This window comes from Yoonia sp. D2-7 (assembly GCF_055809435.1).
On record NZ_CM147912.1, the window covers coordinates 3,401,063 to 3,418,270 of the forward strand.

The following is a 17,208-nucleotide window of genomic DNA, read 5'->3' on the forward strand; positions in this document are numbered from 1 at the left end:
AATATTCTGGATTTATCTGGTGAACCCAGTCTCGGGTTAATGCAAGAGATGAACTGGTCTCTGCCAGATCACAACACGTTGTGCTGGTGGATCAGATAGGACGCCCAACAGCTTTTCAGTCTTCAAATCAGGTAAGGCCGAGAACACATCAAACAAGGCTTCGGCCCCTGTGGCGGTTGTCGGAATCGCGATGTCGCAGGCTTCTGGTCCGGTTAACACCCAATAAGGGGCGGGATGTCCTGTGGGGTCAAAGCTTAGCCGCGACATATCGTTGATGTCCATGACACCGCCATCAAGCGGGCCGAAATAGGCCAACCTACGTTCAGTGATCTGCACAATCCCCGGGCCATCACTGCCTTGGCGAAACCGCCCGCGCTGGATGCCCGCGACCAGCAGCATCACACCGATCGCCGCAATGATATACCCCAGCCAAGTCACAAACCCGAGGCCAGTGATGGACCACCAAACGCCAAGTGCCAACACCAGCAAGGCACCCCAAACATCGCGAAACCGCCAGATCGTGGCTTTCGCTTCGGGTCGAAAGAAATCAGCCATGGGCGACCTGTGCATCCTCGTAAATCGCGATGGCAAAACTGCCGGTGCGTTCAAATCCAATCGCCACATAAGCGCGTGCCGCAGCATCATTCGCCGCCGACAACACAGCTGTTGTGACTCCATCAATAGACGCTTCCATGAGGTGCATCGCAAGGGCCACCCGCGCAAAACCGCGTGACCTGAATTCTGGTGGCGTATAAACGCCGCCGATTTGCACTATCTCTGGCAGCTGCGCGTTGAAGCCTGTCATTGAAACAGGCACCCCATCTTTGAACAAAACGCGGTGCGAATCCGCCGCGAGGTAGGCGTCGATTTCCCTGATCGCGCGATCATGCGCCACGTCTTTTGGAGCCTCTAGCGTGTCCATTTGATAATGGGCCCGCCAGTCGATCAATAAGGCGCGTGATGCTGCGGACAGGGGGTGGAGCGAAAAACCATCAACATCCGGCATTCCCATATCCGCAATGTTCAGAACAAACGACGGCTCGGTGGCGTCAAGATTTGCCTTGCGGGTCAGGCCCGTCGCATGGCGCACCGCCGCGACCTGTTGGCCTTCGCCGATGAAACCTTTGATTTGCCGTCCTTTGATCACCGACGCGACACTGGCCCAATCGCCGTTTGGGCAACATGGAAATACGATCCCTTCCGCGCTGATCGTCAGCACATCCGTGATCTTGTCGCCATCTTTGGCCACCCAAGCACTGATCGCGCGCGGATGGCTGCTGCCCATGCCGTAGCGGGTTAGGTTTGTCAGTGGGAACATCAGGATTGGCGCGTGGGCGAGCATGAAATCGACCAAGGCTTCCCGATCCCCGTCGTCTACACGGATCATTGCCAATCGCCCATCGCATTCTGCCAAAGCGTCAAAGCAGCCACAGCGGCTGTTTCTGCCCGCAATATACGCGGACCCAGACTAATTATCTGTGAATATGGCAGATTTCGCAGCATTTCGCGTTCTTCGGGGGAAAACCCACCCTCTGGCCCAATCAGGATTGCAGCACCATTTTCCGGTGGCGGTCCGGTAAAACCTGCCGTCTCACCAATCATCGCTTCGTCGCAGAAATAAAGCGTGCGCGACGCATCCCATCCGGCCAGCACTTGTTTCAACTTCGCAGGCGCGGTCATTTCGGGCACAAAAGTACCGCCGCATTGTTCGGTCGCCTCGACCACCTGCGCTTGCAGTTTCTCAAGCCGCACGCGGTCCCCGTTATTCGTATAGGCAGTCTGCACCGGCATAATCTTTGCCGCCCCGAGTTCGGTTGCTTTTTCCACGATGAACGACATGCGTTCTTTGCGGATCGGCGCGAACAAGAGCCAAAGGTCAGGGGGATACTGCATCGGTTTGGTCTGCGCCTGACAGGCCAGCACGCCGCCGCGTTTTCCTGCCTCGGCGACTTCTGCGTCCCATTCACCATCACGCCCGTTGATCAACGACAGGACTGTGCCTGCCGACATGCGCATCACCCCGAATAGATAATGGGCTTGATCCCGCGACAACGGAACCAATTGCCCTTCACCAAGGGGATGATCTACATAAAGACGAACTTTCGATGCCATAGGCGGACTTTATGACCGAGATCGACAAGACGCCAGAGGGCGAAGCCCAATTCGGGACAGTTGCGGACAGCGCTGACAATTGGGTCGACCATTTCGCGCCTTCGCCAACACGTGGGTATCTGCGTTTATCGCGTGCTGATCGGCCAATTGGGACATGGCTGTTGTATGTTCCCTGTCTGTGGGCCGTCGCATTGGCGAGCCTCATGACAGATAGTTTCACGACGTTTAGCGTTTGGATCATCGCAGGATGCGGCATCGGGGCCTTCCTGATGCGCGGTGCTGGATGCACGTGGAACGACATCACTGACCGCCAATTTGATGCAAAGGTCGCAAGAACCCGATCACGACCCATTCCATCTGGACAGGTGTCTGTGAAAGGCGCCTATATCTGGATGGCCGCGCAGGCGCTGGTTTCGCTCGCCATCTTGCTGACCTTCCCGATGACCGCAATCGGGCTGGGATTCTTGTCGATCATACCTGTCGCCATTTATCCATTCGCAAAACGGTTCACATGGTGGCCGCAGGTGTTTCTGGGTCTTGCATTCAACTGGGGCGCATTGCTGGCATGGGCCGCGTCAACAGGCAGCTTAGGCTGGCCGGCGGTCGCCCTATATGTCGCTGGGATATCGTGGACGCTGTTCTACGACACCATCTATGCCCATCAAGACACTGAAGACGACGCGCTGATCGGGGTTAAATCAACGGCCCGTCTGTTTGGCGACAACACCAGCACTTGGCTACGGTATTTCCTGATCGGGACAGTCCTTTTGCTGGGACTTGCTGTTGTCATGGCGACCATTGATCGGTCGTTCTTGTCGCTTGTCGTTGCCCTCGGCGGGCCTTGGGCGATGGGTTGGCACCTGATGTGGCAATTGGGCCGGTTCGACCCTGACGACAACGACAGGTTGCTGATGCTATTCCGGTCAAACCGGAACGCAGGCTTAATCCCGCTGGTCTTTTTCGCCGTCGCGTTTTTCCTTTGATTGAACCTTAGGCATTTGGGGCCTATGCAGTTGATGCAAATATGAGAAAATTTCAAAAGTAATGCGTCTATCTGCCTTATTCACCCGCCTCGTCGTTTTTGCAGCCGCCGCTGGCGTCTGCGTCGTCTCTGCGCGGGCAGCGGTTACATTCATCGAAGAACGGTCCGTCGTGGGCGTGCGTGAAGTCCTAATAGATCAAGGGCATGACTGGGCTTCTGTGGTCAGTGATGGACTGCAAGTTGTGCTGGAAGGCCAAGCCCCATCCGAAGCTGTTCGGTTCCGCGCTATTTCCGCAGCAGGGAGCATCGTGGACGCCAGCCGCGTCATCGACAACATGGACGTGATTGATTCGCAGTCTATCGCACCGCCCGAATTTGCGATTGAAATTCTGCGCAACGACAGCGGCGTATCCTTGATTGGGCTAATCCCCGCCGATACCGACCGCGAAGCGCTGGCTGAACGGATCGCGGACATCGCTGACGGCCAAGACGTCACTGATCTGCTCGAAGTTGCGGATTATCCCGTTCCCGAAACGTGGCAACCTGCCCTGAACTATGCGCTGCGCGCTTTGTCTGATTTGCCGCGCTCGAAAATCTCTGTTTCGTCGAAACGTGTGCTTGTGAATGCAATCACCGATTCCGAACTGGAAAAAGCGGAACTGGAAAGCAACCTGTCCCGCAATAAACCGACAAATGTTTGGGTTACGGTCGATCTAACGGCACCGCGGCCTGTCATTTCTCCATTCACCACACGCTTTGCAATCGACGAAGAAGGGGCACATTTCGATGCCTGTGCTGTTGATAGCACCGAAGCATTGTCCGCCATCGTTGCCGCCGCAGAAGATGCAGGATTTACAGGCGACCCCGGCTGTATCGAAGCGCTCGGCGTGCCATCACGGACTTGGGGCGAAGCGGTCGCTTTGTCGATTACGGCGGTCAAAGATCTTGGCGGCGGCACTGTCACGATCTCTGATACCGATATCGCGCTTGTCGCGCAGCAAGGCACCGCGCAAACCACATTCGACCGCGTCGTTGGTCAGTTGGAAAATGCGTTGCCAGACGTCTATGCGCTTGCGTCAGATCTACCACGCGCACCGACCGATCCATCCGCAGGACCACCGCAATTCACGATTACACGTAGCCCTGAAGGTGCTGTGCAATTGCGCGGACGCGTGCCGGACGAACTGACCAATACAACAGCGGGCAACTATGCATCCGCAAAGTTCGGGCAAAGCAACGTAACGATCGGCACGCGCGTTGTTGACGACCTTCCATCCGGTTGGGTCATCCGCGTGCTGGCTGGCATCGAAGCGATGTCTGAATTGTCTAACGGGTCCGTCGTCGTTGAACCAGCTTCCGTCACTGTGCGCGGCAAAACGGGATCAGAGACAGCGCAGGCTGATATCTCTCGCCTGCTGATTGATAAACTGGGACAATCGGCCGAATTCGATATCGAAGTTGAATATGTCAAAGAACTTGATCCGATTGCAGGTCTGCCAACGCCGGAAGAATGCGTTGCCAAGATCACCGAAGTCACGGCTGTCCGGAAAATTACATTCGATCCCGGTGCATCGTCGATCACGTCCGACACAACAGCTGTTGTCGATGAAATCGCGGATATTCTGAAACGCTGCCCTGATCTGCGGATCGAAATTGCGGGCTATACAGACAGCCAAGGCCGCGAAGAAATGAATGCGCAACTGTCGCAAGAACGGGCCAGCGCCGTGCTTGATGCGCTGCGTGCCCGCCGTGTTCCGGTTTCCAGTTTTGAAGCAAAAGGCTATGGTGAGGCTGATCCAATTGCGGATAATGACACAGCCGAAGGTCGTGAAGCGAACAGGCGTATTGAATTCCGGCTTATTGTGCCCGAAACAACACCCGAAGTACCAACGGCGCTAGAAGAAGCCGAAGCACCAGCACAAGAATAAGAACGGACCTGACGTGAATAGAACCGAATTTATCATTGCCACCGCAATTATCCTTTTTGTGGCCTTTGCCCTTGGATGGTTCGCGAGCTGGCTGATCAACCGGTTTACCCGTGTGACCAAAGCCGAAATCGGTGAATTGGATAAGATGGCCCAATCCCTGCACGACGCCGAAGAAACGCGCGATCAGGCGATTACTTATTTGCAGCAGCGTGAAGCTGAAATGACCAACCAACACGCCCAAACCGAAGCCGAATTGCGGGCCGCCATGGATGGCCTACGCGAAGCACGGCGCGAGGCGGAAGAACTGCGCAGCTATATCGAACGGCAAAACGCCGGATAAGGCTTCGATTCTTCCAGAAAATTCGACCTTAATCGCGCGGGGCAGCGGCCCTTTTCAAGCGGTCATTGATTGCGGCACCCAATCCAGTTTGCGGAATTGGCGATACCGCAATATGCGCAGCACCCATCTCGTCCAACTGATGCAGGCAGGCAAACAACTGCGATGCGGCCTCTATCAGATCACCACTTAGCGACAGATTGACGTCCGCGTCTACCGGACCAAACCCCAACAGCACCTCACCGTCGTGCAGTTCCTTCGCGTTCAAGCGGACCGTTCCTTTCGGCGCATAATGCGATGCCAATTGTCCCGGTGCTTGCGGCGTCTCCGGATCATCGGGCTGCAAAAGCGGCTGACCAAGACAGGCCGACAATGCTTCGACTGGAACCCCGCCTGTCCGCAACAATGCAGGCGCACCCACACAGGCTACAATCGTCGATTCGACGCCGACGGGGCAAGCACCGCCATCCAGCACAGCATCAATCCGACCATCCAAGCCCGCCAATACATGATCGGCCGTCGTCGGACTAATCCGCCCCGACAGATTGGCTGACGGAGCCGCAACCGGCCCACCGAACGCAGTTAGGACATCACGCGCGAGCGGGTGATCGGGCACACGCACGGCCAATGTGTCCAATCCTGCCGTGACCAGCTTGCTGATGCCCGCGTCAGGCTTAATCGGCAGCACCAGCGTCAATGCGCCCGGCCAAAATGCCTGCGCTAAACGCTGCGCATCATCATTGAAAACACAATATATCTCTGCCGCCGCCAAGTCGGGGACATGCACAATCAACGGATTGAATGACGGACGCCCCTTTGCTTCGTAAATGCGCGCAACGGCTGTATCATCGCGTGCATCAGCGCCAAGCCCGTACACAGTTTCAGTCGGGACCGCGACCAGCCCACCGTCCGCCCAAATATGCGCCGCTTGTGCGATTCCGCGCGGGTCTGCGGTCAGTCGACGTGAGGCGGCAAAAGTCATGACGTGGCGTTTCAGTTGATGGGGTGCCGGACATGGCACATTTTGCGGGTAACTTTTACCCATAAGCGCGGCTTGCGTTCTTGCCAAGCCGCAGCCGCCCTCAGGAGGTCCTCATGCCATATCGTGCACCGGTCCAAGACATTCGTTTTCTCATGGACACCATCGCAGGCTTTGGCGCCGTTGCGGACACCGATCGCTTCGCGGATGCGACGTCTGACACGGTAGAGGCCATCCTGACAGAAGCCGCCAAGATGTGCGAAAACGTACTCGCGCCATTGCAACGACCCGGTGACCTACATCCGGCTGTTCTGGAAAACGGCGTTGTGCGCACATCCCCGGGTTTCGCTGACGGCTACAAAGCAATCGCAGAAGGCGGCTGGATCGGGATTTCAGCCGCGCCTGACTTTGGCGGCATGGGCCTTCCGATGACGCTGACAACGGCTGTGAACGATATGATGTCGTCTGCTTGCCTGTCGTTGCAGTTGAACCCGTTGATGTCGCAGGGCCAGATCGAAGCACTGGAGCATCACGCGTCAGACGAGATCAAAGATCTGTATCTGCCGAAACTCATTTCTGGCGAATGGTGCGGCACAATGAACCTGACCGAACCGCAGGCCGGTTCTGACGTCGGTGCGCTGCGGTCAAAGGCCGAACCAAACGGCGACGGCAGCTATGCAATTTCCGGCCAGAAAATCTATATCTCTTGGGGCGACAACGACTTTACCGAAAACGTCTGCCACCTTGTGCTAGCCCGTCTGCCGGATAGCGTCCCTGGTACAAAAGGCATCAGTCTGTTCATGGTGCCAAAGTTCATTCCAGACGCAGACGGCAACCTTGGCGAACGCAATGATCTGCGCGTTGTGTCACTGGAACACAAAATGGGGCTGCATGGGTCCCCGACCGCTGTGATGGAATATTCCGGTGCAAAAGGCTGGCTCGTCGGTCCTGAAAACGGCGGTATGGCCGCCATGTTCACGATGATGAACAACGCCCGTTTGGGCGTGGGTGTGCAGGGCCTTGGTGTTGCCGAAGGCGCTTTGCAGCATGCGATTGCTTACGCAAATGAACGCAAACAAGGCAAAGCACCCGGCACAGGTGCGATTATCGAACACGCTGACGTGCGCCGCATGCTGGCGACGATGAAGGCAGAGGTTTTTGCCGCCCGCGCTATCGCTTTGATGAATGCTGTCGCCATCGACATGACAACAGCGACTGACGATCCGAAATGGAAAGCACGCGCTGCGTTCCTGACGCCGATCTGCAAAGCATTCGGAACAGACACAGGTATCGATGTGGCCTCAATGGGCGTGCAAGTACACGGCGGCATGGGCTTCATCGAAGAAACAGGGGCCGCGCAATACTCCCGCGATGTCCGCGTGACCGCGATCTACGAAGGCACCAACGGCATCCAAGCTATGGACCTCGTTGCACGTAAACTGATGGACGGCGGTGATGCTGCATTCGCTTTGCTTGAAGAAATTCAAGACATCACAGACGCCACGAAGAAGAAATTTCCGAACCTCGCCGAAGCTGTTTGGCAGGCGATCGAAAACCTACGTGAAACGACAGAATGGTTGGTCGCGCAGGATGATCTGACGGACCGTTTCGCGGGCGCTGTTCCTTACCTGCGCGCATTTGCGCGCGTCTTGGGTGGTCATGCGCATCTGCAGGCTGCTGTCGCGGGTGATGCTTCGCGCGAACGCCTTGCACGGTTCTATATCAATCGGTTACTGCCTGAGCACGCCAGCCTTTTGGCGCATACGCGCACCGGCAGCGCTGATCTGATGGCCATCACACCAGACGATTTCGCAGCCTAAGCGGCCAACGCCGACAGGACATGCAATGACAACGCCGTTGATTACCTACACTTGGGACACACCACCACCCGAGGGTGCGGCGATCACGGTCGCCGACGGCGTCCTTTGGATGCGCCTACCGTTACCCATGGCACTGGACCACGTGAACATCTTTGCTTTCGATGAAGGCGAGAGCTGGACAATCATCGATACCGGATTTTCGTCGCGAAAAGGCAAGGCAATCTGGGAAACCCTGCTGGCGGGCCCACTGCAAGGCAAACCCGTGTCCCGCCTGATCGTCACTCATCACCACCCTGATCACGTCGGTCTTGCTGGCTGGTTCATCGCCAAGGGTGCCGAATTGCTGATGCCGCGCACCGGCTGGCTGATGACACGGATGCTGACGCTGGACGAACAACCCACCTACACAGACGAAGCGCTTGATTTCTATCTCCGCGCGGGCATGTCTGCCGAAGAATTCGCGCATCGCAAAACCGAACGTCCATTTAACTTCGCCGATTGCGTTGATCCCCTGCCGATGGGGTACACGCGACTGGTCGATGGTGACACCGTCCAATTCGGTGGTCGGACATGGGACATCCGCATGGGCAACGGCCACGCCCCTGAACATGCAACTTTCTGGTCGCGTGATGACAATCTGGTGGTCGGCGGCGATCAATTACTGCCCTCTATCAGCGCGAACCTTGGTGTGTATCCAACCGAACCAGACGCTGATCCGGTCCAAGAATGGCTAACGGCCTGCGAAAGCTTTCAGCCCTTTGCGACAGATGACCAGTTGGTCTTGCCGGGCCACAAACTGCCGTTCACAGGTCTGCCACTACGCCTACGTCAGATGATCGAAAACCATCACGGGGCGCTGGAACGGTTGATCGAACACCTGAAAGAACCGCGCACAGGTGGCGAATGCTTTGTGCCACTGTTCAAACGCAAGATCGGGCGCAGTGCTTACGGTCTGGCGCTGGTCGAGGCGCTGGCACACCTCAACCACCTGCACCAGACAGGCATCGCCACACGCACCATGGGGGACGATGGCGCATGGCGATGGCAGACTTAAGCGACAAGCGATCGCATCTCGTTTTGTTCAGGGCCTAAACGACACAACGTATGTTGTTCGATGGCGTTCCACCCCGTCGCCATGCCAGTCAACGGTTCTGACGCAATCGCACGGCCACCATTATCGAGCGTACCTGACACATAAAGCGTCGGCGCAATCCCGTCTGCCCCGTAACGAAACCCGTACAGGCTTTCACCGTCGCTCAGCACGCATGTCATTTTCACGGGGCTCATGACGTCCTGCGCTGTGATGGCGGCAACCGTTTTGCGCATCGCCTCTGCAGGATCGTTATCCAAACCGTTGGCAAGCAGCGTTAGAAAGATCATCTCGCTATCTGTCGTGCCACGACGCGCAGCATACAGATCATCGGGCAAAGCCGCCTCCATCTGCCGCCGGATCGCGGGGAAGTGCGGGATCTGACCGTTATGGCAAAAGGACCAACGCCCGTGGCTAAACGGATGGCAATTCACACGGCTGGTTTCGCCCATTGTTGATGCGCGCACGTGCGCGATAAACAACGGCGACCGCACCATGCGGCACAGGTTCGTCAGATTATCGTCCGCCCACGCGGGTAGCACGTCGCGATACAAACCGGGCAAATCCGACGTATCATTGTACCAACTGACCCCAAACCCGTCACCATTCACGGCCAGCTTGGCTTCGTTCGCTTTCTGGCTTTGAGCCAGCAACGAGTGGTTCGGACGGACGATGATATTCTCAAGCGGGATTTCAGGCCCAATATACGACGCGATCCGGCACATTAGTGACGGGCCGTGATCCGACCATGCAAGCGCATCAAGATACGGCTTGCTGTCGTTTCACATAAGGCAGGGATGATTGCGTGAAGCAAAGCCGCAAACGCCGCAACACCCAACCAGAACGCAAAGCCAAACGCGAATTTCATGTGACCAAAATAGGTTTCGTTCACAGTTGCCGGATGGTCAGTGAAAAGGCGTGCGATGACACCGGATTGGGTCGGGGAAGACAAATCAGACATTGGGGCGGCTCCTGTGCGTGGGTTGCTGCAACATTAACATCGCATCCCGCAAAAAAACGTCCCAAACATCCCTTCCACTTCGTCAATCAATGGGACATCATCCCAACATGATGGAAAAATTAGACACAATCGACAAGTCGATCCTGACGCACCTGCAACAGGATGCCACTTTGTCCGTCGACGACCTGTCCGAACGCGTGAATCTATCGCGCAACGCCACATGGCGGCGCGTGAAACAATTGGAGCAGCACAGCGTGATCACGGGCCGCGTCGCCTTGGTCGATCCCAAACGCGCCGGCTGCCCTTTGACCGCGATGGTTCTGATCAAGACGAACCAACACGAAGCCGGTTGGATCGATACGTTCCGCAAAGCATTGGCAGGGATGCCCGAAATTGTCGGGGCTTACCGGATGACAGGGGATCTGGATTACGTCCTACGCGTACGGGTCGCAGATGTGCCCGCCTACGACGCCTTCTACAAACGACTAACATCACGAATTTCTGTATCGGACATCTCGGCCAGCTTTGTTATGGAGGAGATCAAAGAAACAACGGCGGTGCCCCTCTCATGAACGACGAAATCGTAACTTCAGCCGAAGCGCTTGAAAATGACATCTTGCCGAAGATCAAAGAGGTGCACACCACCGATCAGGACTGCCCTTCCGAAGGTGATCTGCCCAAAGCGATGAAAGAACCCGCCGCCAAGAAAAGTCCGGCACAATGGGCGTACGAACGGATCATCCTCTATATTCAGAATTTCGAGAAACAGCTCGACAGCGATCACGAAGTTGGGCTTGGCTTCGTCGGCGGCGACGCAGGTGTGATGAAAATCGAAGGTCTGGGATATTTTGACCCCGATATCGTCACCTATTACGGGACCAATGGCGCTGGTGCAAAAACGCAGCTGGTGCAACACGTCAGCCAGTTGAATGTCATGTTGGTGTCCAGTCCAAAGCGTGTGGATCAAGCCGAACCGAACCGGATCGGGTTTCAACTTGCCTCTGCCCTAGAACGTGATGCGGAAGATGCGGCAACTTAACCCGCCCTACACACGTGACAGTGCACACTGAATCAGCTAGGACAGCGCAAAATCTATCAAGAAGGGCCACGATCATGGCAGACCACAAGCACGGCGAAATGGACATCACAGTTCAAGAAAAGACGTTTGACGGCTTTATCAAGATGGTGACACGCGGCACGATCGCAATCATCGTCTTTCTGATCTTCTTGGCGCTCGTCGGCGGCTAATGACTGCGACGCTCACCCGACGCGCGTTTGTGGTGGGCGCACCTTTTGCGCTTGCGGCCTGTTCGGCTGAACCGGTCTGGGCACCCGATACCGCGGTGAACGCCGCAGTATATCGCAGCAATGGCCCAAGCGTGCTGACCCTCTTTACCGTCAAGAATGTCAGCTCTGGAAATGGGGCCCATTCCGGGTTGTTAATCGACGCGGAACAGCGCGTTCTGTTTGATCCAGCCGGAAGCTTCAAAGCAACCAGCACACCGGAACGCAACGACGTTTTGTTCGGCTTTAGCCCTGCGGCGGAACGGGCCTATATCTCTTTCCATGCCCGTAGCGAATTTTACGTTGTCATCCAAAAAGTGACAGTATTAGCAGCCGTCGCTGATCAGGCGCTACGACTTGCGCTCGCCAATGGCGCAGAACCTAAAGCACACTGCAGCCGCTCCATTTCCGGATTGCTGACGCAGCTTCCCGGCTTCGATGCTGTCGGCAGTTCGTGGTTCCCGAATAATCTATCGGACGATTTTGCAGCCGTAACTGGCGTGACCACGCGTGAAGTGCGCGAACAGGACTAAAACTGCCCTGTCAGGTACAGGCCCGCATAAAGCGTGGCCGCCCCTGCCCCGATAGCCCACAAAAGGTTCTTCTTCCAAATACCGACAGCCAGCGTTGCAATAGCGGCCGCCACACGCACTGGGTCTAGATCACCGCCAGTTGCATCCGGCCAAACGACCAAAGGTGCCACCATCGCAGGCAGCACGGCGACTGGCGTATAGCGCAACAAGCGCAGCACAATCGGCGGCATTGGGCGATCACCAATCAGCCCCAAGAACGAAAACCGGATCAGGTAGGTCCCGATCCCAAGCGCCACGATGATCAGCCAAATTTCTGCATCTGAAAAGGTCATGTCCGCTTCTCCATCCAGCTTTCAACGATCACGCCTGTCACCATCGCGCAGCCTGCCGCAATCAGCAGGCCTGATCCGGATGGCAACCAGATCAACGCAAGCCCGACACACATCGACACAAACGCAGCAACCACATGCGCCAAAGTTCGCATCATCGGCCCGATCATCGCCAAAAACGTAATCGGCAAAGCGAAATCCAACGCGTATTCTGGCGGGATCGATGTCCCGACAAGCGCGCCAATGGCCGTAAACATGATCCACACCGGAACCAGAGGCGTCGCTGTCCCCATAAAGAACCAGAACCTGTCCGAAACAGACATCGGTGTGGATTCGTATTCAGACATTGACGCCATGTAGCATTGATCAAAAAGAAAATACGCCACCGCAGCGCGCCGCCAAAGCGGGGCCGTTCCCAACCACGGCACCAATGACGCGGAATACATCGCCATGCGCAGGTTCACAGCCAACGCGGCCAACAGGACCAGCGCAATAGATGCACCGTCCACCATCATCTGCATCGCTGCAAATTGGGCGGCCCCCGCAATCACGACGACAGAAAACCCCATCGCCTGCGATAAACTAAGCCCAGCTTCAATTGCGACGACACCAAACAGCATTGAAAACGGGGCTGCGACAAACACAAACGGCCAACCGTCGCGAATGCCTGCAAGATAGGCGGATTTCTCAGTAGCAGATAACATGGGTTCAGCCTAAGTTGTTGTGCGGCCCCTAACGCTTAGCGCCGACCCAAAGGAATGACAATTGGCTCAGCTTGACGATATTTCCGGCTATATCATTGCGCCCGACCCTTCTGCGGGACGGCTGACGCGAGCCGTTCAAGGAACAGATCAGCACGGGCAACCGACGCACCTGAATGTCGTCGAAGAACGCCCGCTGACCATTTTTCTCAACAGCCGCGAAATTGTCACGGCGATGACAATCGGGGATTATCCGGAATTCCTCGCCCTGGGGTTCTTGAAGAACCAAGGCATGCTGGCCGATGGCGAAGACGTGACGGGCGTCGACTATGATGAAGAACTGGAAACCGTAGTTGTGCGCACCGCGTCTGCGACCACCTTTGAAGAAAAGCTGCAAAAGAAAACACGCACCAGCGGCTGTGCGGTTGGGACCGTCTTTGGCGATATGATGGAGGGGCTGGAAAACGTCGCGCTGCCCGAAACGACGGTAAAGACATCCGACCTTTATGCGCTGGCGGCCCACATCAACCGAACACCATCGCTCTACCTGACGGCGGGGGCGATCCACGGGACCGTCCTGTGCCAAGGCAACCAACCACTGGTGTATATGGAGGACGTGGGTCGCCATAACGCCGTCGATAAAATCGCAGGCTGGATGCTGTCTGATAAAGTGCCCGCCGCTGACAAAATCCTTTACACAACTGGACGACTGACGTCCGAGATGGTCATCAAAACCGCGCTCATGGGCATTCCGGTTCTCGCATCACGGTCGGGTTTCACCGCTTGGGGCGCTGAAATTGCGCAGCAATGTGGGCTGACCCTGATCGGGCGCATGAAAGGACAGCGCTTCGTCTGCCTGTCCGGCGAACACCGACTCATCCGCGACGCGGACCCATCGCAAATCGCCGATGAACCGAAAAAATCAGGCCGGAAAACAGGATGACGAATTACTGCCTGCCATTTTACCTGTCCGGAACAACACCCAGCACAAGGCCGACCCCATGAAACAACCACTCGGTGTGATCCTTGCGGGCGGACAGGCCACGCGTATGGGCGGCGTTGACAAATGCCTGCTGCCCCTTGGCGGGCAAACCCTGCTCAAGCGTGTGATCGACAGGCTGGACCCGCAGACGGACGGCGTGATTCTGAACGCCAATGGCGACGCAACCCGATTTGCCGACTACGGCATCGCGGTTGTGGCGGACAGCATCACCGGTTTCGCCGGCCCCCTGTCCGGCGTTCTTGCGGGGTTGGATCACGCGGCCGACTTGGGGCACAGCCATATCATCACAGCGGCCGCCGATACCCCGTTTTTCCCGTGTGACCTGACGCCCCAGCTTTTGCTTGCAGGCGAAACAACTGGTCTCGCGCTCGCCGCGTCCCCGTCCGGCAGGCAACCCACGTTTGGTCTGTGGCCGGTCGCTTTGCGTGACGATCTGCGCGCTGCATTAAACGATGGCCTGCGCAAAGTCGTGATGTGGACGCAAAAGCACAACGCTGGCACCGCTGAATTCCCTAATGATCAAGCGTTCTTCAACGTGAACACGCCCGAAGACCTCAAGACAGCAGAGGCGATGCTATGAAAATATTTGGCGTCACAGGTTACAAGAACGCAGGCAAAACCGGTTTGATGGAACGTCTGGTAACGGAAATCACGGGGCGCGGATTTACCGTTTCGACCCTTAAACATGCACACCACAGTTTTGACATCGACCACCCCGGCAAAGACAGCTACCGACATCGCGCGGCGGGGGCGCATCAGGTTGTGCTGTCATCCGGCAATCGTTGGGCGATGATGACCGAACTGCGCGACACGCCTGAACCACCGCTTGCCGATCTGCTCGCACAAATGGCGCCTGTCGATTTGATTTTAGTTGAAGGGTGGAAACGCGACAACCACCCTAAGATCGAAGCCTTTCGCGCTGCCCCAAACAACCCGCTCATCGCCACGAATGATCCGACGATCAAGGCTGTTGCTTCGGACACCCAGCTTGACGTTGATCGTCCGGTTTTTGATCTGAACGACACGACAACCATCGCAGACTTCATCCTGTCAGAGACAGGCCTATGACCTACGATAGCTTCGTCATGGTCGATTGGTCCGGCGGCAATGATCGGGGGGCGAAACCGACCAGTGATGCAATTTGGGTAGGCGTCAGTCAGGGCGATACGTCCAAGAATCCGATGTATTTTCGCAATCGACAGGTCTTTGCGAACTGGGCGCAGGATTTTTTCGAAACCGAACTAACTGCTGGCCGAACTGCCATGATCGGGTTTGATTTTCCTTTCGGGTATCCCACAGGATTTGGCCAACACCTGACAGGCACCAATGATCCGCTTGCGATCTGGGACTGGCTCACCGACCGCGTGGAAGACACCCCAAAAGCCAATAATCGCTTCGATTTGGCAGGACAGATCAACGCGACGCTGCCCGGTATTGGCCCGTTCTGGGGGAACGGTCTGGGGCGCGATATTGATCATCTACCCCGCAAAGGTCTGGCGCGCACGCAAAATCCGTTCCCCGAACGGCGTGCGGTCGAACATCTTGCGAAGGGCGCGTTCACCTGTTGGCAACTATCAGGGGCTGGTGCGGTCGGGTCGCAAATCATCATGGGCCTGCCTGTCTTGCAAAAGCTAAGGCTGGCATTTCCTGATCAAATCAACGTCTGGCCGTTTGAAAATCTCACCGCCCCAATCAGTTTTGTTGAAATCTGGCCAACGCTTTTTGCAGGCCAAGGCCCCGATCATATCATCAAAGACGCCCATCAGGTCATGGCAACCGCGCACCATCTTGCACAAAGAACTGTTACACAACTTCACGCAGACTTGCACATCAGCGCCCCTGTCGAGGGTTGGATTCTTGGCGTGAGAGACCCACACTTATGACCATGGGCCTGATACCTCCTCCTCTGCGGAACGATTGTTTCGCAATGCCGCAAGGCGCTCATTGGACACCTGTGTCTGATGCGCTGGCCCATTTGCGCGCAAAATTGCACCCGGTCTGCGGGGCAGAGGGTATACCGCTGGCCGAAGGTACAGATCGTATTTTGGCCGGACCTGCCATTGCGCTACGTGCCCATCCGCCAGTCACAAACGCCGCTGTTGATGGGTATGCGTTCAAGGGGCCAATTTCCGACGGGGCGCATGAACTCCCGCTCGTCGCAGGGCGCGCCGCCGCTGGCGATCCCTTCGCAGGCACGGTCCCGTCCGGCCACGCCGTTCGCATTCTGACGGGCGCGGATGTACCTGCAGGAACTGACACCATCATCCTGCAAGAAGACGTCACCAGCAGCGCAGACGCCATAGCCTTTCACGGGCCTTTAAAAACCGGCGCGAATGCGCGGCAGGCGGGCGAAGACATGGCGAAGGGCGCCACGATTTTCCAAGGGCGCCGCAAGCTGTCGCCGTGCGATTTGGCGACCCTCGCTTCTGCGGGTGTTGGTCGACTGAATGTGCGCAAACGACTGCGTGTGGGCGTTTTGTCGACCGGAGATGAATTAATTGAACCTGGCACAATGGCACGACCTGGCAAGATCTATGATGCCAATCGCCCGATGCTATGCGCCGCTATCAAGGCGTGGGGCTACGATCTGATCGACCTTGGCATCGCTGGTGATGACCGCGACACAATCAAGAATACGCTGGATCAAGCCGCACAAGATTGCGACGTCATTCTGACATCCGGCGGTGCATCCGCCGGTGACGAAGACCACATATCTGCTCTGCTGGCCAATACCGGATCATTGGCACTGTGGCGGATGGCAATCAAACCAGGTCGCCCCTTGGCGCTTGGCATTTGGGACAAAACCCCTGTTTTTGGCCTACCGGGTAATCCCGTTGCGGCCGCCGTTTGCGCAATGATCTTTGCACGACCTGCATTGTCCGTCTTGGCGGGCGCGGGCTGGGCAGAACCGATCTGCTACAAATTGCCAGCTGCATTCACCAAAACTAAAAAAGCAGGGCGTCAGGAATACCTGCGCGCGCGCCTGACCCGCCAAGGCGAGGTTGAAATCTTCGGGTCCGAAGGATCGGGCCGTGTCTCTGGGTTAAGCTGGGCGACCGGTCTTGTGGCCCTGCCCGATCATGCCATGTCCATTGAACCGGGCACGCCTGTTACCTACATGCCTTTTACTGAAATGGGTTTGTAGGGCA

At 56.7% G+C, this 17,208-nt stretch carries 22 protein-coding genes; 14 read left to right on the top strand and 8 right to left on the bottom strand.

The annotated features are described in order from the left end of the window. Nucleotides 1-36 precede the first annotated feature (36 nt). The 3 genes from AC0L7R_RS16860 to AC0L7R_RS16870 are packed head-to-tail and all read right to left on the bottom strand — an operon-like array spanning nucleotide 37 to nucleotide 2,112. The gene (locus AC0L7R_RS16860) at nucleotides 37-555 is read right to left on the bottom strand and encodes a hypothetical protein (RefSeq protein WP_473658009.1); all 519 of its coding nucleotides are present in this window, start codon (nucleotides 553-555) and stop codon (nucleotides 37-39) included. Then, nucleotides 548-1,387 (bottom strand): GNAT family N-acetyltransferase, encoded by an 840-nt coding sequence (locus tag AC0L7R_RS16865; protein WP_473658011.1) that lies wholly within the window; start codon nucleotides 1,385-1,387, stop codon nucleotides 548-550. The genes AC0L7R_RS16860 and AC0L7R_RS16865 overlap by 8 nt, the downstream gene beginning before the upstream one ends. Continuing rightward, nucleotides 1,384-2,112, bottom strand: a complete 729-nt coding sequence (locus tag AC0L7R_RS16870; protein ID WP_473658012.1) for a 16S rRNA (uracil(1498)-N(3))-methyltransferase — start codon at nucleotides 2,110-2,112, stop codon at nucleotides 1,384-1,386. The genes AC0L7R_RS16865 and AC0L7R_RS16870 overlap by 4 nt, the downstream gene beginning before the upstream one ends. Nucleotides 2,113-2,123: 11 nt before the next feature. Here AC0L7R_RS16870 and ubiA point away from each other — a divergent pair, with 11 nt between their 5' ends. The 3 genes from ubiA to AC0L7R_RS16885 all read left to right on the top strand — a co-directional run bounded on the left by ubiA (nucleotide 2,124) and on the right by AC0L7R_RS16885 (nucleotide 5,362). Further along, the gene (ubiA, locus tag AC0L7R_RS16875) at nucleotides 2,124-3,095 is read left to right on the top strand and encodes a 4-hydroxybenzoate octaprenyltransferase (RefSeq protein ID WP_473658013.1); all 972 of its coding nucleotides are present in this window, start codon (nucleotides 2,124-2,126) and stop codon (nucleotides 3,093-3,095) included. Between the two features lie 61 nt (nucleotides 3,096-3,156). Then, complete coding sequence (locus tag AC0L7R_RS16880) at nucleotides 3,157-5,022, top strand: OmpA family protein (protein WP_473658014.1); 1,866 nt, start codon at nucleotides 3,157-3,159, stop codon at nucleotides 5,020-5,022. A gap of 13 nt (nucleotides 5,023-5,035) precedes the next feature. After that, entirely contained in the window at nucleotides 5,036-5,362 is a 327-nt protein-coding gene (locus AC0L7R_RS16885; RefSeq protein ID WP_183529693.1) for a hypothetical protein, read from the top strand. Nucleotides 5,363-5,390: 28 nt separating this feature from the next. On the opposite strand, the gene AC0L7R_RS16890 is transcribed toward AC0L7R_RS16885, so the two are convergent. Further along, nucleotides 5,391-6,341, bottom strand: a complete 951-nt coding sequence (locus AC0L7R_RS16890) for an L-threonylcarbamoyladenylate synthase (protein WP_473658015.1) — start codon at nucleotides 6,339-6,341, stop codon at nucleotides 5,391-5,393. 113 nt (nucleotides 6,342-6,454) lie between these two features. Between AC0L7R_RS16890 and AC0L7R_RS16895 the strand changes: the two genes are divergently transcribed. Further along, complete coding sequence (locus tag AC0L7R_RS16895) at nucleotides 6,455-8,158, top strand: acyl-CoA dehydrogenase family protein (protein ID WP_473658017.1); 1,704 nt, start codon at nucleotides 6,455-6,457, stop codon at nucleotides 8,156-8,158. A 25-nt stretch (nucleotides 8,159-8,183) separates the two neighbouring features. After that, nucleotides 8,184-9,212: an MBL fold metallo-hydrolase gene (locus tag AC0L7R_RS16900; protein WP_473658019.1), complete on the top strand. Its 1,029-nt coding sequence runs from the start codon at nucleotides 8,184-8,186 to the stop codon at nucleotides 9,210-9,212. On the opposite strand, the gene AC0L7R_RS16905 is transcribed toward AC0L7R_RS16900, so the two are convergent. Together AC0L7R_RS16905 and AC0L7R_RS16910 are read right to left on the bottom strand one after the other, a co-directional pair. Further along, nucleotides 9,209-9,973, bottom strand: coding sequence for a class II glutamine amidotransferase (locus AC0L7R_RS16905; RefSeq protein WP_473658020.1), 765 nt, complete (start codon nucleotides 9,971-9,973; stop codon nucleotides 9,209-9,211). The genes AC0L7R_RS16900 and AC0L7R_RS16905 overlap by 4 nt on opposite strands. After that, a complete protein-coding gene (locus tag AC0L7R_RS16910) occupies nucleotides 9,973-10,209 on the bottom strand; it encodes a DUF6356 family protein (protein WP_473658022.1) in 237 nt (78 codons plus the stop codon). The genes AC0L7R_RS16905 and AC0L7R_RS16910 overlap by 1 nt, the downstream gene beginning before the upstream one ends. Before the next feature lie 107 nt (nucleotides 10,210-10,316). Between AC0L7R_RS16910 and AC0L7R_RS16915 the strand changes: the two genes are divergently transcribed. The 4 genes from AC0L7R_RS16915 to AC0L7R_RS16930 all read left to right on the top strand — a co-directional run bounded on the left by AC0L7R_RS16915 (nucleotide 10,317) and on the right by AC0L7R_RS16930 (nucleotide 12,026). Then, entirely contained in the window at nucleotides 10,317-10,781 is a 465-nt protein-coding gene (locus AC0L7R_RS16915; RefSeq protein ID WP_473658023.1) for an Lrp/AsnC ligand binding domain-containing protein, read from the top strand. Beyond that, nucleotides 10,778-11,248, top strand: coding sequence for a DUF6173 family protein (locus AC0L7R_RS16920; protein ID WP_348109355.1), 471 nt, complete (start codon nucleotides 10,778-10,780; stop codon nucleotides 11,246-11,248). Before AC0L7R_RS16915 ends, AC0L7R_RS16920 begins: the two co-directional genes overlap by 4 nt. A gap of 74 nt (nucleotides 11,249-11,322) precedes the next feature. Beyond that, nucleotides 11,323-11,457: an aa3-type cytochrome c oxidase subunit IV gene (locus tag AC0L7R_RS16925; RefSeq protein ID WP_247128561.1), complete on the top strand. Its 135-nt coding sequence runs from the start codon at nucleotides 11,323-11,325 to the stop codon at nucleotides 11,455-11,457. Then, nucleotides 11,457-12,026 carry a hypothetical protein gene (locus tag AC0L7R_RS16930; protein WP_473658024.1) on the top strand — a complete coding sequence of 190 codons (570 nt, stop codon included), beginning with the start codon at nucleotides 11,457-11,459 and terminating at the stop codon, nucleotides 12,024-12,026. The genes AC0L7R_RS16925 and AC0L7R_RS16930 overlap by 1 nt, the downstream gene beginning before the upstream one ends. Here AC0L7R_RS16930 and AC0L7R_RS16935 read toward each other — a convergent pair. Together AC0L7R_RS16935 and AC0L7R_RS16940 are read right to left on the bottom strand one after the other, a co-directional pair. After that, nucleotides 12,023-12,358, bottom strand: coding sequence for an AzlD domain-containing protein (locus tag AC0L7R_RS16935; RefSeq protein ID WP_473658025.1), 336 nt, complete (start codon nucleotides 12,356-12,358; stop codon nucleotides 12,023-12,025). The genes AC0L7R_RS16930 and AC0L7R_RS16935 overlap by 4 nt on opposite strands. Then, nucleotides 12,355-13,059 (bottom strand): AzlC family ABC transporter permease, encoded by a 705-nt coding sequence (locus AC0L7R_RS16940; RefSeq protein ID WP_348109352.1) that lies wholly within the window; start codon nucleotides 13,057-13,059, stop codon nucleotides 12,355-12,357. The genes AC0L7R_RS16935 and AC0L7R_RS16940 overlap by 4 nt, the downstream gene beginning before the upstream one ends. A 61-nt stretch (nucleotides 13,060-13,120) precedes the next feature. Between AC0L7R_RS16940 and AC0L7R_RS16945 the strand changes: the two genes are divergently transcribed. From AC0L7R_RS16945 to AC0L7R_RS16965, 5 genes are read left to right on the top strand one after another with little or no spacing between them, the layout of a single operon-like run. After that, a complete protein-coding gene (locus AC0L7R_RS16945) occupies nucleotides 13,121-13,999 on the top strand; it encodes a formate dehydrogenase accessory sulfurtransferase FdhD (protein ID WP_473658026.1) in 879 nt (292 codons plus the stop codon). Between the two features lie 58 nt (nucleotides 14,000-14,057). Then, the gene (gene mobA / locus AC0L7R_RS16950) at nucleotides 14,058-14,639 is read left to right on the top strand and encodes a molybdenum cofactor guanylyltransferase MobA (protein WP_473658027.1); all 582 of its coding nucleotides are present in this window, start codon (nucleotides 14,058-14,060) and stop codon (nucleotides 14,637-14,639) included. Further along, nucleotides 14,636-15,127 (top strand): molybdopterin-guanine dinucleotide biosynthesis protein B, encoded by a 492-nt coding sequence (mobB, locus tag AC0L7R_RS16955; RefSeq protein ID WP_473658028.1) that lies wholly within the window; start codon nucleotides 14,636-14,638, stop codon nucleotides 15,125-15,127. The genes mobA and mobB overlap by 4 nt, the downstream gene beginning before the upstream one ends. Further along, entirely contained in the window at nucleotides 15,124-15,942 is an 819-nt protein-coding gene (locus AC0L7R_RS16960) for a molybdopterin guanine dinucleotide synthesis (RefSeq protein WP_473658029.1), read from the top strand. The genes mobB and AC0L7R_RS16960 overlap by 4 nt, the downstream gene beginning before the upstream one ends. Nucleotides 15,943-15,986: 44 nt before the next feature. After that, nucleotides 15,987-17,204, top strand: coding sequence for a molybdenum cofactor synthesis domain-containing protein (locus AC0L7R_RS16965; RefSeq protein WP_473658031.1), 1,218 nt, complete (start codon nucleotides 15,987-15,989; stop codon nucleotides 17,202-17,204). Nucleotides 17,205-17,208: the final 4 nt, after the last annotated feature.